This window comes from Candidatus Marithrix sp. Canyon 246 (genome assembly GCF_001723685.1).
Taxonomy (GTDB): domain Bacteria; phylum Pseudomonadota; class Gammaproteobacteria; order Beggiatoales; family Beggiatoaceae; genus Marithrix.
In genome coordinates, this window is sequence record NZ_MCBX01000004.1 from 1 (window position 1) to 16,752 (window position 16,752).

Annotated in this window: 17 protein-coding genes; 13 read left to right on the plus strand and 4 right to left on the minus strand. The window is 32.8% G+C overall.

From position 1 onward, the window contains the following. Window positions 1-92: 92 nt before the first annotated feature. The 3 genes from BHU68_RS03655 (at window position 93) to BHU68_RS03665 (ending at window position 2,423) form a co-directional block, all read left to right on the plus strand. Window positions 93-1,655: an ATP-binding protein gene (locus tag BHU68_RS03655; RefSeq protein WP_069470217.1), complete on the plus strand. Its 1,563-nt coding sequence runs from the start codon at window positions 93-95 to the stop codon at window positions 1,653-1,655. A 3-nt stretch (window positions 1,656-1,658) separates the two neighbouring features. Further along, window positions 1,659-1,991 carry an AAA family ATPase gene (locus BHU68_RS03660; RefSeq protein WP_069471111.1) on the plus strand — a complete coding sequence of 111 codons (333 nt, stop codon included), beginning with the start codon at window positions 1,659-1,661 and terminating at the stop codon, window positions 1,989-1,991. Between the two features lie 219 nt (window positions 1,992-2,210). Then, the gene (locus tag BHU68_RS03665) at window positions 2,211-2,423 is read left to right on the plus strand and encodes a hypothetical protein (protein WP_069471110.1); all 213 of its coding nucleotides are present in this window, start codon (window positions 2,211-2,213) and stop codon (window positions 2,421-2,423) included. Window positions 2,424-2,598: 175 nt separating this feature from the next. On the opposite strand, the gene BHU68_RS03670 is transcribed toward BHU68_RS03665, so the two are convergent. From BHU68_RS03670 to BHU68_RS03680, 3 genes are all read right to left on the minus strand, one after another. Beyond that, window positions 2,599-2,916 (minus strand): nucleotidyltransferase domain-containing protein, encoded by a 318-nt coding sequence (locus BHU68_RS03670; protein ID WP_069471109.1) that lies wholly within the window; start codon window positions 2,914-2,916, stop codon window positions 2,599-2,601. After that, the gene (locus tag BHU68_RS03675) at window positions 2,876-3,334 is read right to left on the minus strand and encodes a nucleotidyltransferase substrate binding protein (RefSeq protein ID WP_069471108.1); all 459 of its coding nucleotides are present in this window, start codon (window positions 3,332-3,334) and stop codon (window positions 2,876-2,878) included. The genes BHU68_RS03670 and BHU68_RS03675 overlap by 41 nt, the downstream gene beginning before the upstream one ends. Window positions 3,335-3,656: 322 nt before the next feature. Beyond that, on the minus strand, window positions 3,657-4,127 hold the full coding sequence (locus BHU68_RS03680; RefSeq protein ID WP_069471107.1) for a hypothetical protein: 471 nt from the start codon (window positions 4,125-4,127) through the stop codon (window positions 3,657-3,659). Between the two features lie 119 nt (window positions 4,128-4,246). On the opposite strand from BHU68_RS03680, the gene BHU68_RS03685 reads away from it, so the two are divergent. Beyond that, window positions 4,247-7,705, plus strand: a complete 3,459-nt coding sequence (locus BHU68_RS03685; RefSeq protein ID WP_069471106.1) for a Calx-beta domain-containing protein — start codon at window positions 4,247-4,249, stop codon at window positions 7,703-7,705. Window positions 7,706-7,719: 14 nt separating this feature from the next. Continuing rightward, window positions 7,720-8,355 carry a hypothetical protein gene (locus tag BHU68_RS03690; RefSeq protein ID WP_069471105.1) on the plus strand — a complete coding sequence of 212 codons (636 nt, stop codon included), beginning with the start codon at window positions 7,720-7,722 and terminating at the stop codon, window positions 8,353-8,355. Window positions 8,356-8,974: 619 nt separating this feature from the next. On the opposite strand, the gene BHU68_RS03695 is transcribed toward BHU68_RS03690, so the two are convergent. Beyond that, window positions 8,975-10,102, minus strand: coding sequence for an N-acetylmuramoyl-L-alanine amidase (locus BHU68_RS03695; RefSeq protein WP_069471104.1), 1,128 nt, complete (start codon window positions 10,100-10,102; stop codon window positions 8,975-8,977). A gap of 136 nt (window positions 10,103-10,238) precedes the next feature. Here BHU68_RS03695 and rpe point away from each other — a divergent pair, with 136 nt between their 5' ends. The 8 genes from rpe (at window position 10,239) to BHU68_RS16255 (ending at window position 16,752) form a co-directional block, all read left to right on the plus strand. Then, the gene (gene rpe / locus BHU68_RS03700) at window positions 10,239-10,910 is read left to right on the plus strand and encodes a ribulose-phosphate 3-epimerase (protein ID WP_069471103.1); all 672 of its coding nucleotides are present in this window, start codon (window positions 10,239-10,241) and stop codon (window positions 10,908-10,910) included. Further along, entirely contained in the window at window positions 10,910-11,584 is a 675-nt protein-coding gene (locus BHU68_RS03705) for a phosphoglycolate phosphatase (protein WP_069471102.1), read from the plus strand. The genes rpe and BHU68_RS03705 overlap by 1 nt, the downstream gene beginning before the upstream one ends. A gap of 100 nt (window positions 11,585-11,684) precedes the next feature. Beyond that, window positions 11,685-13,169 carry an anthranilate synthase component I gene (gene trpE / locus BHU68_RS03710; RefSeq protein ID WP_069471101.1) on the plus strand — a complete coding sequence of 495 codons (1,485 nt, stop codon included), beginning with the start codon at window positions 11,685-11,687 and terminating at the stop codon, window positions 13,167-13,169. Further along, the gene (locus tag BHU68_RS03715; protein WP_069471100.1) at window positions 13,170-13,733 is read left to right on the plus strand and encodes an anthranilate synthase component II; all 564 of its coding nucleotides are present in this window, start codon (window positions 13,170-13,172) and stop codon (window positions 13,731-13,733) included. Continuing rightward, a complete protein-coding gene (locus BHU68_RS03720; RefSeq protein ID WP_069471099.1) occupies window positions 13,730-14,569 on the plus strand; it encodes a prepilin peptidase in 840 nt (279 codons plus the stop codon). Before BHU68_RS03715 ends, BHU68_RS03720 begins: the two co-directional genes overlap by 4 nt. Further along, a complete protein-coding gene (coaE, locus tag BHU68_RS03725; protein WP_069471098.1) occupies window positions 14,551-15,150 on the plus strand; it encodes a dephospho-CoA kinase in 600 nt (199 codons plus the stop codon). Before BHU68_RS03720 ends, coaE begins: the two co-directional genes overlap by 19 nt. Continuing rightward, on the plus strand, window positions 15,147-15,923 hold the full coding sequence (gene zapD / locus BHU68_RS03730; protein ID WP_069471097.1) for a cell division protein ZapD: 777 nt from the start codon (window positions 15,147-15,149) through the stop codon (window positions 15,921-15,923). Before coaE ends, zapD begins: the two co-directional genes overlap by 4 nt. A 25-nt stretch (window positions 15,924-15,948) precedes the next feature. Continuing rightward, window positions 15,949-16,752 carry a response regulator gene (locus tag BHU68_RS16255; RefSeq protein ID WP_083234157.1) on the plus strand — a complete coding sequence of 268 codons (804 nt, stop codon included), beginning with the start codon at window positions 15,949-15,951 and terminating at the stop codon, window positions 16,750-16,752.

The window sequence follows — 16,752 nt, forward strand, 5'->3', positions numbered from 1 at the left end:
AACGCTTTTTAAATAATTTACGTAAGCGTGTTTATCTTGGTGTGGGGGTTTTAGGGAAAGAAATTGGTTATAAAATTGAAAAGGCATAAAACATGAAAAAATTACCCATAGGCATTCAAACATTTTCAGAAATAATCACAGAAGATTATTTATATGTAGATAAGACTAAAGAAATTACTGAATTATTGCAAGGAGGTAAATATTTATTTCTATCTCGCCCTCGCAGATTCGGCAAATCTTTACTAATTTCAACATTAGCAGAAATATTTTCAGGCAATCAACAACTTTTTCAAGGCTTATATATTTATGATCAGATTGACTGGCAATCTTATCCAGTTATTATTATTGATTTCAATAAAATTTCATACACGAATGACGAAGTCTTTAAAACATCATTATTATCATTTTTAGATAAGGCTGCCGCTAAATATGACATTAAACTATCTGATATATTTATTAAGGATAAATTTGGAGAATTAATAGAAAAAATCTCAGAAAAGACTCAGAAAAAAGTTGTAATTTTAATAGATGAATATGATAAACCAATAGTTGAGCATATTGATGATATAGAAAAAGCAATAAAAAATCGTGAAATAGTGCGAGATTTTTTTGGTATTTTGAAATCTTCTGATCCATTTCTACGCTTTGTATTCCTTACTGGTGTCTCTAAATTTTCTCGTGTTTCGATTTTTTCTGAATTAAATAATGTAAGGGATATTACATTTTCAAGACAATTTGCCACATTGTGTGGATATACACAAATAGAATTAGAAACTAATTTTGAGTCTTATATTCAAAATCTTGGCACTGTTTTAGAAATCAAAAAACCAGTTTTACTAACTAAAATTAAGACTTGGTATAATGGCTATTCATGGAATGCTAAAGATAAAATGTATAATCCGTTCTCAATTCTTAATTTATTTATGGATCAACGCTTTAGTAATTATTGGTTTGCAACTGGCACTCCAACTTTTTTAATGAAGCTAATCAAAAAAACAGAACTTGATACCACCGAATTTGAAAATAAAAAAGTGTCTGAAATTCTGTTTGATAGTTACAATCTTGAAAATCTAAATATATTCGCACTTTTATTTCAAACTGGTTATTTGACTATAAGTGAAATCAATCAAAAATCCAGAACAATTCAATATATATTAAATTATCCTAATTTTGAAGTAAAACAAGCTTTTATGACTTTTCTATTTAGTAATTTTACTAAAAATGATTTAGGAGATATTCAACCAGCGGCAGAAGATTTACTTGATTGTTTAGAAAATGATGATATTGAAGGTTTTATAAATATAATCCGTGCCTTATTTGCCAAAATTCCATACAACTTACATATCAAGAAGGAAGCTTATTATCATTCTTTATTTTATATGGTAGCAGTGTTAATGGGTGTTGAGATTGATTTAGAAATATTAACAGATAAGGGGCGTATTGACGGCGTATTGGAATTTGAGAACAAGATTTATTTGATTGAATTCAAATATGCTGAAAAAGGCACTAAAATGGATAATTTGACTAATAAAGCTATTGCGCAAATCAAAGACAAAAATTATGGAGAACGCTTTTTAAATAATTTACGTAAGCGTGTTTATCTTGGTGTGGGGGTTTTAGGGAAAGAAATTGGTTATAAAATTGAAAAGGCATAAAACATGAAAAAATTACCCATAGGCATTCAAACATTTTCTAAGATTATAAAAGGCAACTATCTATATGTTGATAAAACTCAACAGATTGCTGAATTAATTGAATCAGGAGAATATTTTTTTCTCTCTCGCCCTCGCAGATTCGGCAAATCTTTTTCAGGCAATCAACAACTTTTTCAGGGTTTATATATCTATGATCAGATTGACTGGCAATCTTATCCAATTATTATTATTGATTTCAATCTAATATCTAATACTAATGATGAACTATTTATGTCGGTACATATAAATCTTTTAACATATTTACATAATATTAAGTACAGCGAATTACGTGGATAAACAAATTATTTAAATTAAACTTTATTAGTTTATCCACGTAATTCGTTGTACTTATTTTTGTTAATAAACTTTTGCGTACCTACTTAAAAGCTAATTATTGTCATATTTAGATGATATTGCCGCTAAATATGATAAACCAATAATTGAGCATATTGACGATATAGAAAAAGCAACAAGCCACGCTATGTGGATATACACAAACAGAATTAGAAGCTAATTTTGAGTCTTATATCCAGTTATACTTGGATAATAAATAATGATGATAAACCATCTGATATTACAATAACAACAGAAGCGGTTATTATTGGAGGAATAATAAGTGGTAATATTAAGAGTGAAGGTGTGATAATTAATAAAAAAGATCGCGCTTTACTGACAAATGTGATTCTCACACAAGATGTAAAATTAGCTGCTGATGTATCTCCTAATTAGAAATTGATGTATTTGCACCACCGGCTATACAAGTACCTGAAGCATTACAAATGGCTTTAAAAGAATTTAAAATTGACATTGATGATATTGGTAATATTCAAGTAACAGAATAACATATCCTAATGGAGCAAAGCAATCTATAATTAGAAAAACCTTGTGAACTTAACTCAATATTTTAATGGCAACCACAATGATAAAACTCTTTTCCAACTCGTTTAATATGTTCAAGTAAATCTGAATTGTCTATTTGATTATATATAGAAACATCAAATGTGTAAGGTAATAATAAATCATCTAGTTCAAGATTAATTTTATTAATTAATTGTAAATTCAAATTTTTGCCTTTAATAGTTAAATCAATATCAGAACCATGTTTATTTGTACCTTTTGCTCGTGAACCATATAATATAACTTGTTCTATCTCAGGAAAAGACTGAAAAACTTTAATAATTTTATTTATTGTCTGTTCTTTTAATCCAAATTTCATTTTCATCTATTTCTTTTTGCATTAAGCTTTGCATTACTGTTTGTAATTCAGTAAATAAGGGGTAATAAGTATTTATAATCGCTGTTACTATATCATGTGCTGTATCTTCATTGTAAGTATGGGAAGATTGATTTCGACTTTTGATCATATCCATCCAAGCTTCACCATCATAAATGAGTTCAACTTTAAATGCTTCTCTGGTAGCATCTCTTGAACCTTTAATACTATTATTACCCTGATATGCTAAATAATCTTTTAGAGTGTTCCACGCTAATTCATGGGTATATTCAAAACCTTGTATCATACCTTGATTTTCTAAATCAGATAATTGTCGTTCTATACTAATTTTTACCGCTGCTTCTAATTGAGCTAATGCTTTTTTGTAATTAGAAAAACGTTGTATCCATCTTATATCTTGATTCATATCATAACTCCTAAATTTTTATGTCGGTACATATAAATCTTTTAACATATTTACATAATATTAAGTACAGCGAATTACGTGGATAAACAAATTATTTAAATTAAACTTTATTAGTTTATCCACGTAATTCGTTGTACTTATTTTTGTTAATAAACTTTTGCGTACCTACTTAAAAGCTAATTATTGTCATATTTAGATGATATTGACGATATAGAAAAAGCAACAAAGTTTCCATTTTTTCTGAATTAAATAATGTAAGGGATATTACCTTTTCAAGACAATTTGCCACGCTATGTGGATATACCTGTCAGGTTTAATTGCATCAAAACACCCACAACAAATAATTAACAAACACCAAAAACAGATAAAAAACACTAGTAGATAAAGCGGATAAACCACGCCAATACATTCTAAATTTAGTCGATTCTGATTCAGAAAATGTCATTGGATAAACAACATTGGCTGGAAATTCTAAGGATTCAAAGCTGTTATCAAGGGCTGTTTTATCATTTAAAAATTCAGTCAGTTTCGCTGAAGCGGCTAAATATCGAGCCTGTAAACCTCTAAAAAAACCCTCCAACAACCAAAAACCAATAATCACAATAGCTCCCAAAGAAACCATCTCTGTATTATTACTACTAAATGCCCAACCTATGAGGGCAATCCAAACTGTGATGCAGCCTGCCTTGATTTTGGACAAAATTTCATCCAAGCGACTTATATGCCGCTGTAATTCATCAGCACCTTTTTCTAGCATGGTTTTTTGAAATTCAAATCTATTTGTATTTTTCATGATTTCTATAAATAAAATTTAGTAAAACTTTTTTTGGCGAAAAATTCTCATCTGTCCGTCTATAAAATATGTAGTCTAATTTCAATGTTTACCAATACAAAAAGAAAGGACAAGTTATTATGAGAAAACGACAGATACTTATATTCTTGATAGCCATCATACACTATCAGGCTTTTGCAACTAATCATATTGTTAGTATAAATGAAATAATGGCAGGATTAAATGGTGATTCTAATGTGCAATTTGTTGAAATGTCTGTTCCTTTAGGACAACATTTATGGGGTCCACAAGGGAGTGAATCAGTAGGTAGAACTATGTTGGTGTTTTTTAATGCCAATGATCAGCAAACTGGTCGTTTTGTTTTCCCTAGTAATCCTAATGTAACTCAGTCTGAACACATTATACTTATTGCAACTCAAGCATTTGCTGATTTGCCGGGCGCACCTACACCTGATTTTATTATGCCTCGTGAAATTATACCTATTACTGGTAAGGTTTGTTTTCAAGGAAATTCTGATAATCCCGGTCACTTTGGAGTAAATCTATGCCTTTCTTATGGTGGTTTAACTTCATTACCAATTTTAGGCGCACGTAGTTTATCCCGTTTTCAAAATTTTCATAATCATGGAAGTCATAATAATGCTGATTTTCAATTAGATAATCCTACACCTGCAACTACACAAGTCGGAAATGATCATGATTTTTTAGAAAATCATGATGGAGAAATAACTCTAACTGAATCAAGCATTAAGGAACAGGGTCATAATGTATTTATGAGGGAAACCTTTGAGGGTAATGGTCGCACCTGTAATACTTGTCATATTAAGCCGCATTTGGGTCTAAATCCTGAACAAATTGATGCTTTACCTGCCACTGATCCATTATTTATTGCTGAATTTAATCTTAATACTCTGCAATTAAGTGCTAAATCTCAACCTAGCGATTTGCGAGGAATTATAACTGATAGCAATAGTAATACTGCAAAAATACTTTCTGGTACCAATGATACTTATCTTATTTATGGTGGTAGTAATTTAAATGGTACTGTCACAGATAGTAATGGTAATACTGGTTCAATCAGTCAATTTACTGCTGGTGGATTGAATCAATTAGAAAATCCTACTTTAATGAAAGGTCAAAATCCCAGTGGAATTAAACGCGCTTTAATTTTAGAAAATGTTAATGGTACAGATAAGCCTGAATTTATGCGAAATTCTCCACATCTTCTTAATGTCGGAGAAACTGGACCATTTGGTTGGAGTCCACCCTTTGGTGGTGCTAATACCTTGCAAGATTTTGCAGCAGGAGCAGTTAAACAGCATTTTCCTAGAACTTTACAACGTCAATTTGGCAGCGATTTTAGAGAACCATTGCAAGCAGAATTAGATGCAATGGACGTTTTTATGAAACAAGTAGCTGTCTCCAGCCAACGTGATTTAGATAAATTAGCAACTACAGCAGCTCAAAAACGTGGTCGCGATTTCTTTGAAGGTGTTGCCAAATGTTCTGTTTGCCATAGTGGTGATGTATTAGCACATGCTAGTGGCGAATTTAATACTCAGGAAGGTGTAAATGAAGATTTTAATACTGGGGTTGCCAAGCAAGCTATTAATACTACAGATGGTTTACCAACTGAACAAGCACCAGATACACCTGCTAATAGTAGAAAATTTAATATTTCTTCATTATTAGGTACTTGCATGACCCGCCCTTGGTTTCATGATGGTTCAGCGGCAACGCTACGAGACGCTGTAAAATTTTATGATTCAAGTGAATTTATCACTTCACCCGCAGCCGGTAAAATTGGTGGTGCCCCGGGTTTAAATGACAATATGATAAATGATATTACTGCTTTTCTACAAGCTTTAGTTGATTTACCAGTTGATTTTCCATTATCTCTAAGCTTTACAGAGCAAACAGTTAATCAATCATCACCACAACAAACAGTACAAATTACCAATATAAGTGCAGATGGTGTGCGAATTATCAATGCTCAAATGGTCGGTTCTCATTCTAATAGTTTCAATCTTGTAACTTCAGTATCCACTACTCTTTTTAATACTGGTCAACAAAAGTCACTAAATATAGTATTTGAACCTAAACAAGCAGGAGCATTAACAGCCATTTTAGAGCTTACTATTGAAAGTGATAATGCTAACGCGCCATGCGCTCCTTATAAAATTGGTATTAGCCTAACAGGTGAAGGTAAAGTGCCTCCGGGTGATGGTATATTTAATATATCTGGTACTCCAAGTGATTTAGAAAATATTGGAATAGCAGGTGTTGAAATAGTTCGTAATGGTAGTAACAGTGGCGCAGTTTCTGTAGATATTGAAATTACAGGTGGTACAGCTTCATGCCCTGATGATTATGAATTAACTATGGGAGGATGTTTAACTGGTACATTAAATTGGGCTGATGGCGATAATAGTCCACGTCGTCCATTTGTAATTAAAAATGATACTCAAAATGAACCAAATGAAACGATTACATTTAAATTGTTAAATCCCGGTAATGGTGCGGTATTAGGAACTGATATAGCAAAAACCTTTACTATTATTGACAAACCAGTGGGTACAGGCACTGGAAATACTGCTGATGAACTAATTCCTACTTATCAAATAGGTCAAAACAAGGTTAATATTGGGCGCGTTACTATTAAAGAAACAGTAGCAGGCTTACTACAACTCAATAAAACCATTACATTTACCTTACCAAATGGTACTAATTGGGAAACAGCTCCAAGCATATCAGGAACTAATGGCATCAGCTTCAGTGAAGCCCAAAATTTCACATTAGGTGATACAACAGTAACTTTCCTAATAACAGCAACATCTAATGATTCTCCATCAGAAATTACCTTTAGTGGTAGAAATGTTATGAATATTGGAAATAACTTTACAGCAGGAGCTATTAAGGTTGCCATAGCTGGTAATTCAGGAGTAACACATGGTGAAGTTCAAATTGCTATAGCAGGTGATAACACCACAACAGCTACAACAACACCAGTAGTAATTAACAGCAATACAGCAACAAGCAATCCTTCACAAACTGCATCAGCGATTTACATAATTAGTAATAAGAACCCAGAAAAAGCAGGTGATATTACTTTCAATAAATTTATGATGGAATTATATCAACCACTTACAGACAAACCTACAGGAGAATATGCAATATTTTCTGCACCAGCAGGAAGCAATTTCACATTAGAAGTATTGCCGGGATTTAATGATGTTCGTATTCCACAAACGACAATAAATGCCTTAACTAATATGGCACAAGTTCAAATAATATCTATTATTCCTAATCGAGTAGCCTCAACAGAAGGATTTAAATATCCAGTATGTTCAGCCGCGAAAATTGGTCAAAACAATAATAGTCTGCCAGCCTTTTCAAGAATACAAGAAACTTTATGTATTCCTAATATTAAAATAGCTAATGTGGTTAATTTACCAGATGGTAATAACATTCAACTAAGACAAGAATGCCAAGAAATAACAATGGATATGTCAACCACACAAAACGATATATTAAAAATCAAACAAATTAGAAAGATTCCTACAAATAATTGTCAATAACTGGAGCATCAAAAATGAACATTAAAAATAAAGTACTATCTATAGCAATAGCAGGTTGTTTAAGTGCAAGTTTAACTGGATTAGAAGCAGCACCATCAGCAACATACAACGCAATAGCAAATGATCTGACCAAATCAGGCGAGATTACATTTGAGAAATTTATGATTGAATTATATGATCCGCTAACAGACGAACCAATTGGAGAATACGCCTTATTTGAAGCACCTATAGGATTCTATGATGATGGAACCAATAGTTTCAAATTAGACATACTTCCCGGCTTTAAAGATGTTCGTATTCCAATGGAAACAATTGACGCATTAGGCAATGTAACCAGTGTAAGTGTAGTATCAATAATACCCGGCGGCAATTCTCAAAATATTACCATTCCAGTATGCGCCGCTGCACAAATTGGAGCCACACTAACAAGCGACGTAGCTGGAACAAGCTTCCCAGCATACTCAGCAGCTCAACATAAATTTTGTATTCCGAGCCTAGCAATTCCTAAAGTAGCAGTGTTACCCGGAGGAAAAACCATATCAGTAGCACCAGATTGCTATGAAGTAACTTTAGATACAGCAACTACACAAAAAAATGGTGTATTAAAAATCACAAATAATGTACCTATTGATAAAAACCTTTGTCAATAACAATCAAACCTGACAGGTTTTAAAAACCTGTCAGGTTTTTAGAGACTAGACTCAAGCTGATCCAAGTAATCCTGTTTCTGGCAATCCTAAAGCTATCAAATTTGGTAAACAACTATTTTTTGATAAGCGTTGGGTCAATATAGGGAAATCCATTGCAAGCTATGAAGAAACCATTATTTCAAAAAATTCTTCTTTTGACAAATTTGCTGATCAATTACAAAATAATGAATCAAATTTTCAATGAATTTAACTGCAAAAGAACAAAATGAACTAATTGAATTTCTCAAAACATTAAATGGTGAAGCATGAAATTTTAGATTCTCTAATTGACACTATTATTTTTATTATTCATTTGCAATAACATTACAATTTTATTAGCATTTATAGTAAATTTGCTTATTATTAGTGGCAATATATAATCTATGAATATTTACATAATATTAAGTACAGCGAATTACGTGGATAAACTAATAAAGTTTAATTTAAATAATTTGTTTATCCACGTAATTCGTTGTACTTATTTTTGTTATATGATAAACCAATAGTTGAGCATATTGACGATATAGAAAAAGCAACAAAAAATCGTGAAATCATGCGATATTTATTTTGGATATATTGCTTATATTAATTTATCATTAGCAAAATATTCACGAATACCTAACATAATTGCAGTCGCAATACGACGACGATAATATGGACTATTAATTTTTCGTTCTTCTGCTGGATTCGATAAAAATGCAGTTTCCACTAAAATAGAAGCAATATCTGGAGAACGTAAAACCACAAAATTTGCCCTTTGTAATCGACTAGAATGCACTTTACCCACCTTAGATAAATGTTTTAATACATTTTCACCCAAATTCGCACTATCTTTTAAGGTACCTACTTGAGATAAATTTAATAAAATTTCGGCTAATAAATTATCCTTATCATGTAAATTAATCCCAGCAATTAAATCCACCGCATTTTCTTTCTCTGCTAACCATCTAGCTGCTTCACTACTAGCACCTTCTTGCGAAAGCATAAAAACTGATGAACCTTGCACTTTATGATTATCAGGATAGGCATCAGCATGAATAGAAACAAATAAATCAGCCTTATATTGCCGCGCTAATTCAAGCCGCTTATGTAATTTAACAAAATAATCACCATCACGAATCATAACTGGGCGCATACCAGCCTCTTTAGCAACTAAACGTTCTAACTCTTTTGCTATAGCTAAAACCACCTTTTTTTCCTGAGTACCATTCCAACCAGTAGCACCGGGATCCTTGCCACCATGCCCTGCATCAATTGCAATCACAAATTCACGTTTAGCTTTAGGAAGAGGAGGAAGAGGAGCTTGATTATAGTCAGTAGTGATAATATCTCTTGATTTAGTACCCCATTTATTTAAGTCTATAATTAAATTATTTCCCTTAAAAAAACTCTTACTACGCACTCGTGTTGTTAAATCTAAAACCACTCTTAAATCATTGTTATTACGTATTGCACTACGAATATTTTTTAGAAAAAAATGATGCTTATTGTGTATTTTATTAATTAAACTAGTATTTGTAAGATCAATAACCAAGCGATTAGGTGATCTTAAAGCAAAAACCTTATGAGTTGTAGAAGAATTAAGTTTAAAAACTAAGCGCATATTATATTTGCTTGGCTGCAAAATTTGCATATCCAGCAATTTCACTGGGCTAGCTAAACTAGATACAAAAAATGTCAACAAGAATAAACTTATGAATAATCGCATTTTATCTTCCAAAAAAAACCCCGTAATTTACAATATTATTAGTTTTGAGTCAAGATAAATATTAGATTATGCTTGAAACAGTTGATAATGTATAATACATTAACCACTTATAATTACAATCTAGGAGTTATTTATAATGCAAGAATTTAAAATTGCACCATCTATTTTATCAGCAGACTTTGCGCGTTTAGGTGACGAAGTCACTAATGTCTTAGCTAGCGGTGCTGATATTGTTCATTTTGATGTCATGGATAACCATTATGTACCCAATCTCACAATTGGACCATTAATCTGTGAAGCTCTAGTAAAGCATGGTATCACAGCACCCATTGATGTACATTTAATGGTCAAACCAGTGGATCGTATCATTCCTGACTTTGCAAAAGCAGGTGCTAGTTATATTACTTTTCACCCTGAAGCCAGTGAACATATTGATAGAACTTTACAATTAATTCGTGAAAATGGCTGTAAATCAGGATTAGTATTTAATCCAAGTACACCACTAGATTATCTCAAGCATGTCATGGATAAAGTTGATATGATTTTATTAATGTCAGTAAATCCCGGTTTTGGTGGACAATCTTTTATTCCAGAAACCTTAAATAAATTACGTGAAGCACGTAAAATCATTGATGACAGTGGGCGTGATATTCGCTTAGAAATTGATGGTGGTGTAAAAATTGATAATATTGGTGAAATCGCAGAAGCTGGTGCAGATACCTTTGTTGCAGGTTCTGCCATTTTTAATACTGATGATTATAAATCCACAATTGACGCAATGCGTTCAGAGTTAGCTAAGGTAAAATAATGCCATTAACAATCCCAGAATTAGTTTTAGTTGATTTAGATGGAACTTTAATTGATAGTGTTCCAGACTTAGCCTATGCAGTTGATGCTATGATGAAGCAACTTGATTTACCAGAACGAGGTGAAGAGAAAGTTCGGAACTGGGTAGGTAATGGAGTAGAACGATTAGTTAAACGAGCTTTACTTGATCAACTAGACGGTGAACCAGATCCTGAATTATTTAAATCAGCAATGCAGTTGTTTGATATATTCTATACTGAATGCAATGCGCGTTATAGCAGAGTATATCCCGGTGTACGCAAAGGTTTAAATTGGTTAAAATCACAAGGTGCTGTATTAATTTGTATTACTAATAAAGACGAGAAATTTACTATTCCTTTATTGGAATCATTAGATTTACATCATTATTTTCGAATAATACTCAGTGGTGATAGTCTGCCAAAGAAAAAACCAGACCCATTACCATTGTTACATGCAGCTAAAAAGTGTAAAATAAAACCCAAGAATTCTCTAATTTTAGGCGATTCTATAAATGATGTTCAAGCAGGGCGTGCCGCTGGATTTAGTGTGGTATGTGTCAGTTATGGTTACAATCATGGGCAAGATATTAATCTTGCAAAACCTGATGCCGTAATTGATTCATTTATAGACTTATCTTCTGTATTTGAAAAGTAGCATTTAAAAAATTGGTGGGTTTCGCTTCGCTCTACCCACCCTACTGTGAAAAATAGATGTAGGGTGGGTAGAGCGAAGCGAAACCCACCGAAAAAAACTAATGACACCAGAAAAATTTTCTCAATTAGCCAAATTAGGCTATAACCGTATCCCCATCAAACGCGAAGTATTAGCTGATTTAGATACGCCTGTTAGTGCCTATTTAAAATTAACCCAAGATAAGGCATATTCTTATTTATTAGAATCTGTACAAGGTGGAGAAAAATGGGGGCGTTATTCCATAATAGGTTTGCCTGCTAATACCATAGTGCAGGTGTATAATCATCAAGTTAAGGTTTATAAAGATGGTTCTATTATTGAGGATACGCACACGCCTGATCCATTGCAATGGATTGAGGAGTTTAAACAAAGTTTTCGTGTTCCAAAATTAGCTGAATTACCAACTTTTAACGGTGGTTTAGTAGGTTATTTTGCATATGATACAGTACGTTATACCGAGCAGCGTCTGGCAAAAACTTCACTAACCGATCCGTTAAATACTCCAGATATTTTATTAATGCTGTCTGATGAGTTAGTAATTTTTGATAATCTGAAAGGTAAATTATATCTTATAGTTCATGCTGATCCAAATCAAGAAAACGCCTTATCTACTGCTGAACAAAATTTAGATGCCTTAGTTGCGCGTTTAAGAGACACATTAACTTTTCAATCTACAAAAACTAGCACCATTAATGAAACTGATTTTAAATCAGAATTTAAACGTGAACAGTTTGAACAAGCCGTTATTCGTGCAAAAGAATACATTGTTCAAGGCGATATTATGCAAGTGGTATTATCACAACGCTTATCAATTGATTGTGAACTTCCACCCCTAGATATATATCGAGCTTTACGTTGTATAAACCCTTCACCTTATATGTATTATCTAAATTTAGATGATTTTCATATAGTTGGCTCATCACCAGAAATCTTAGTACGTTTAGAAGAACAAAAATTAACAGTTCGCCCCATAGCAGGAACCCGCCCCCGTGGTGCCAATGAAGAACAAGATTTAGCCTTAGAAAAAGATTTACTTGCCGATCCTAAAGAATGCGCTGAACATTTAATGTTAATTGATTTAGGTAGAAATGATGTTGGCAGAGTATCTGAAATAGGCAGTGTCGAATTAACTGAAAATATGGGAATAGAACGATATTCTCATGTCATGCACATTGTTTCTAATGTAATCGGTCACTTAAAACCATCATTAACAACTATAGATGTTTTAAAAGCCACCTTACCAGCCGGAACACTCAGCGGCGCTCCTAAAATACGAGCTATGGAAATTATAGATGAATTAGAACCAATTAAACGCGGAATTTATGGAGGCGCGATTGGTTATCTATCTTGGCATTCTGATATGGATACCGCAATTGCTATCCGTACCGCAATCATTAAAGACAATAAATTATATATTCAAGCAGGTGCCGGTATTGTAGCAGATTCTGTACCCGCAACAGAATGGGAAGAAAGTATGAACAAGGGGCGTGCAATATTTAAAGCAGTAGCAATGGCAGCCGCTGGTTTCACACAAAAGGAAATATAAATGTTATTAATGATAGATAATTATGATTCTTTCACCTATAATCTAGTACAATATTTTGGTGAATTAGGCGCAGAGGTACAAGTTTTTCGTAACGATAAGATAAATATAGAACAAATAGAACAACTTGCGCCAACACATATAGTTATATCACCCGGACCCTGTACACCTGATCAAGCTGGAATTTCTATTGCCGTTATTAAACACTTTGCTGGCAAAATACCACTATTAGGAGTATGTCTTGGACATCAAAGCATTGGACAAGCTTTTGGTGGTAAAATTGTTCAAGCCCAACAAATTATGCACGGTAAAACTTCAGCAATTTATCATAATAATACTAGCGTATTTAAAAATTTACCCGATCCATTTGAAGCCACACGTTATCATTCACTAGTGATTGAACCAACTTCATTACCAGATTGTTTAGAAATTACTGCTTCGACTAAAACCCAAGAAATTATGGGTATTCAACACAAAACATTAGCTATAATGGGCGTACAATTTCATCCAGAGTCCATCTTAACTAAACAGGGTCATGCCTTACTAGAAAACTTTTTAAAACAATGACTTTAATCATAATTGCAGGAATATTCGGACTGGTAATTGGTAGTTTTCTGAATGTAGTTATTTATCGTTTGCCTATAGTTATAGAGCGTAATTGGCGACAAGAATGTGCAGAATTATTACAAATTGATCAAACCAAGGTTAGCAAGGTTTTTAACCTAAGTCTTCCACGTTCACATTGCCCACACTGTCAACATCAACTAACAATATTAGAAAATATTCCCCTTATTAGTTATCTTTGGCAACGAGCTAAATGTACATTTTGCGATAAAAAAATTCATTTTAGTTACCCATTAGTTGAAGCAATAAGTGCAATCTTAGCCATGATTACAGCATGGCATTTTGGATTTAATTGGACTTTATTAGCAGCATTAACACTTACTTGGGCATTAATAGCCGCTAGTGGCATTGACATAAAACATCAAATATTACCTGATAATATCACCATAAGCTTTTTATGGTTAGGAATAATATGTAACTTATTTGGTTTATATACAGATATTGAATCCAGCGTCATAGGAGCAATAATAGGTTATTTATCGCTATGGACAGTCTATTGGATTTACAAATTAATAACCGCTAAAGATGGCTTAGGTTATGGCGATTTTAAATTACTCGCGATGTTAGGAGCTTGGTTAGGATGGCAAGCTTTACTACCTATAATCTTAATAGGCTCACTAGTTGCAGCAACAGTTGGTAGTGTATTAATATTTTATTATGGCAAAGATAAAAATATACCTATTGCTTTTGGTCCATATTTAGCCGCAGCAGGTTGGATAACTTTATTATGGGGTGATATAATTACTCACAATTATTTAATATGGATAAGCCAAGCTTAAAAATTGGACTTACGGGCGGAATTGCAAGTGGAAAAACTACGGTTTCTAATTTATTTGCTCAATTAGGAGTACCGATTATAGATGCTGATGTGATTTCACGTTCTCTAACAGAACCTGAAACTACAGCATTTAAACTCATCGTCCAAACTTTTGGTGTTAAAATACTACAAGCAGATGGTCGTCTGAATCGAGCAAAATTAGCTAAAATAATTTTCTCAGATACTGAACAGCGCCATCGCTTAGAAAAAATTTTACATCCTAGCATTCAACAACTTATGTTAGCAAAAGCTGCTAAAATAAAAACAGCTTATTGTATATTAAGCATACCCTTATTAATAGAAACTAATCAAATTAAACTAGTAGATCATATTCTTGTAATTGATTGCCCAATTGACTTGCAGCGTCAAAGGATTATAGATCGTAATGGTATTAGCTCCAATCAAATTGAACAAATACTTATGAGCCAAACAACTAGAGAAGCGCGACTTGCTATAGCAGATGATGTAATTTTGAATGACATTAGCTTAGAGCAATTAAAATCAAAAGTCTTAGCTTTACATAAGGATTACTCCAAAACATGAAAAAAAAAATCCTTTATGAACACCCATTAAATGAACGCATTAGAATTCTATTACGACTAGAATATCTATTTGAACATATTATGTATCGGTTAAAAGGACCATCTGAATGGGATAGTCGCGCCGTTATTAATAGTATTATTGAAATCTTAGATTTAACCAGTCGTATTGATTTTAAAGCAGAACTAATTAAAGATTTAGAATATCACATACAAATATTAGAACAATGGCAAAGTTTACCAGATGTTGATAATGAACGATTAAATAAATTAATCAATAAAACTGGAATACTTATAGATAGGCTAAATGAAGCTGGTGAAGTTCTAGGAGAAAAAATATTACAACATAAATTAATTAGTGTTATTAAACAACGTCGTAATATTGCGGGTGGTACATCTAGCAGTGATTTACCAGCTTATTATCATTGGTTACAAAAGTATCCTAAACGACGACAAGATGACTTAGCTCATTGGTTAGAACCATTAGAACCATTACGTGACGCAATTGATTTAAATTTATACTTAATTCGCAGTAATGCTATGACTACACCAGAAATTGCAGCTGGTGGACTTTTTCAATCAAAATTAGATTCACCTACCAATACTAATTACCATATAATTCAAGTATTAATGCCAATTGTACATGCTTGTTATCCAGAAATTAGCGGTGGAAAACAACGATTTACCATTCGTTTTTTTGAAACTAACACAGTAGAGGAACGACCCTTGCAAACTCAGCAAGATATTAATTTTGAATTACGCTGTTGTATGGTCTAACTCATAATAAAGGGAAATAATATCGATGGATAAAATATTTAAAATAGGCATATTTGGTTTAGCAGCTAATGAACAAAGTACATTAGCTAGTATTTTTAAGCTAGCCGCATCAAATAGTCGCAAATATCAGATTGTAAACCCAACTGAAAGAGATACATCTGATATCGCTCTTGTGGATCATGACGATGAAGATGCTGTAACAGAATGGCGTAATTTTAGTAGTAATAATAGCCAGATTCCCGTCGTTTTTGTTACTAAAACAACACCAGAAGCAGCAGACTCTACTGAAGTTTACTTACGTCGCCCATTAACATTAAAACGAGTATTAGAAACGCTGGATAAGATGGTTATGGATGTTTATCAATACATCCCCGGGGTTGTGATTGATGATGAAGAAATATTAGAAGAAACAAATGCCACTTTATTTAGTGCAGTAAAAAACCATAAGCAAAATTTTGGTGTCAAAGCATTAGTTGTTGATGACAGTCTTGCAGTGCGTAAATCTATGGATTTATTATTAGGGCAATATGGTATAGAAATTGAATTTGCTGAAACAGGTGAAGAAGCATTGGAGTATATAGAAGGTAGTTTATGCGACATTATCTTTTTAGACTTAGTATTACCGGGAATTGATGGTTATAAAGTCTGTAAGGAAATTAAAGCTAATAAAGAAGCTAAACATATTCCTATTATTATGTTGACAGGCAAAGGTTCCTACTTTGATAAAATCAAAGGAACAATGGCAGGCGCAAACCTTTATTTAACCAAACCAGTTGAGCAAGAACAGCTTAAAGAAGTTATTAATGAATATTTACCTAATTTAAATTAA

Bases quoted from the DNA above. Each gene is read 5' to 3' on its own strand.
- BHU68_RS03705 (WP_069471102.1), top strand. From the start codon at position 10,910: ATGCCATTAACAATCCCAGAATTAGTTTTAGTTGATTTAGATGGAACT.
- BHU68_RS03670 (WP_069471109.1), bottom strand. From the start codon at position 2,916: ATGAAAATGAAATTTGGATTAAAAGAACAGACAATAAATAAAATTATT.
- BHU68_RS03695 (WP_069471104.1), bottom strand. From the start codon at position 10,102: ATGCGATTATTCATAAGTTTATTCTTGTTGACATTTTTTGTATCTAGT.
- BHU68_RS03685 (WP_069471106.1), top strand. From the start codon at position 4,247: ATGAGAAAACGACAGATACTTATATTCTTGATAGCCATCATACACTAT.
- coaE (WP_069471098.1), top strand. From the start codon at position 14,551: ATGGATAAGCCAAGCTTAAAAATTGGACTTACGGGCGGAATTGCAAGT.
- BHU68_RS03720 (WP_069471099.1), top strand. From the start codon at position 13,730: ATGACTTTAATCATAATTGCAGGAATATTCGGACTGGTAATTGGTAGT.
- zapD (WP_069471097.1), top strand. From the start codon at position 15,147: ATGAAAAAAAAAATCCTTTATGAACACCCATTAAATGAACGCATTAGA.
- BHU68_RS03675 (WP_069471108.1), bottom strand. From the start codon at position 3,334: ATGAATCAAGATATAAGATGGATACAACGTTTTTCTAATTACAAAAAA.
- BHU68_RS03660 (WP_069471111.1), top strand. From the start codon at position 1,659: ATGAAAAAATTACCCATAGGCATTCAAACATTTTCTAAGATTATAAAA.
- trpE (WP_069471101.1), top strand. From the start codon at position 11,685: ATGACACCAGAAAAATTTTCTCAATTAGCCAAATTAGGCTATAACCGT.
- BHU68_RS03715 (WP_069471100.1), top strand. From the start codon at position 13,170: ATGTTATTAATGATAGATAATTATGATTCTTTCACCTATAATCTAGTA.
- BHU68_RS03690 (WP_069471105.1), top strand. From the start codon at position 7,720: ATGAACATTAAAAATAAAGTACTATCTATAGCAATAGCAGGTTGTTTA.
- BHU68_RS16255 (WP_083234157.1), top strand. From the start codon at position 15,949: ATGGATAAAATATTTAAAATAGGCATATTTGGTTTAGCAGCTAATGAA.
- rpe (WP_069471103.1), top strand. From the start codon at position 10,239: ATGCAAGAATTTAAAATTGCACCATCTATTTTATCAGCAGACTTTGCG.
- BHU68_RS03680 (WP_069471107.1), bottom strand. From the start codon at position 4,127: ATGAAAAATACAAATAGATTTGAATTTCAAAAAACCATGCTAGAAAAA.
- BHU68_RS03655 (WP_069470217.1), top strand. From the start codon at position 93: ATGAAAAAATTACCCATAGGCATTCAAACATTTTCAGAAATAATCACA.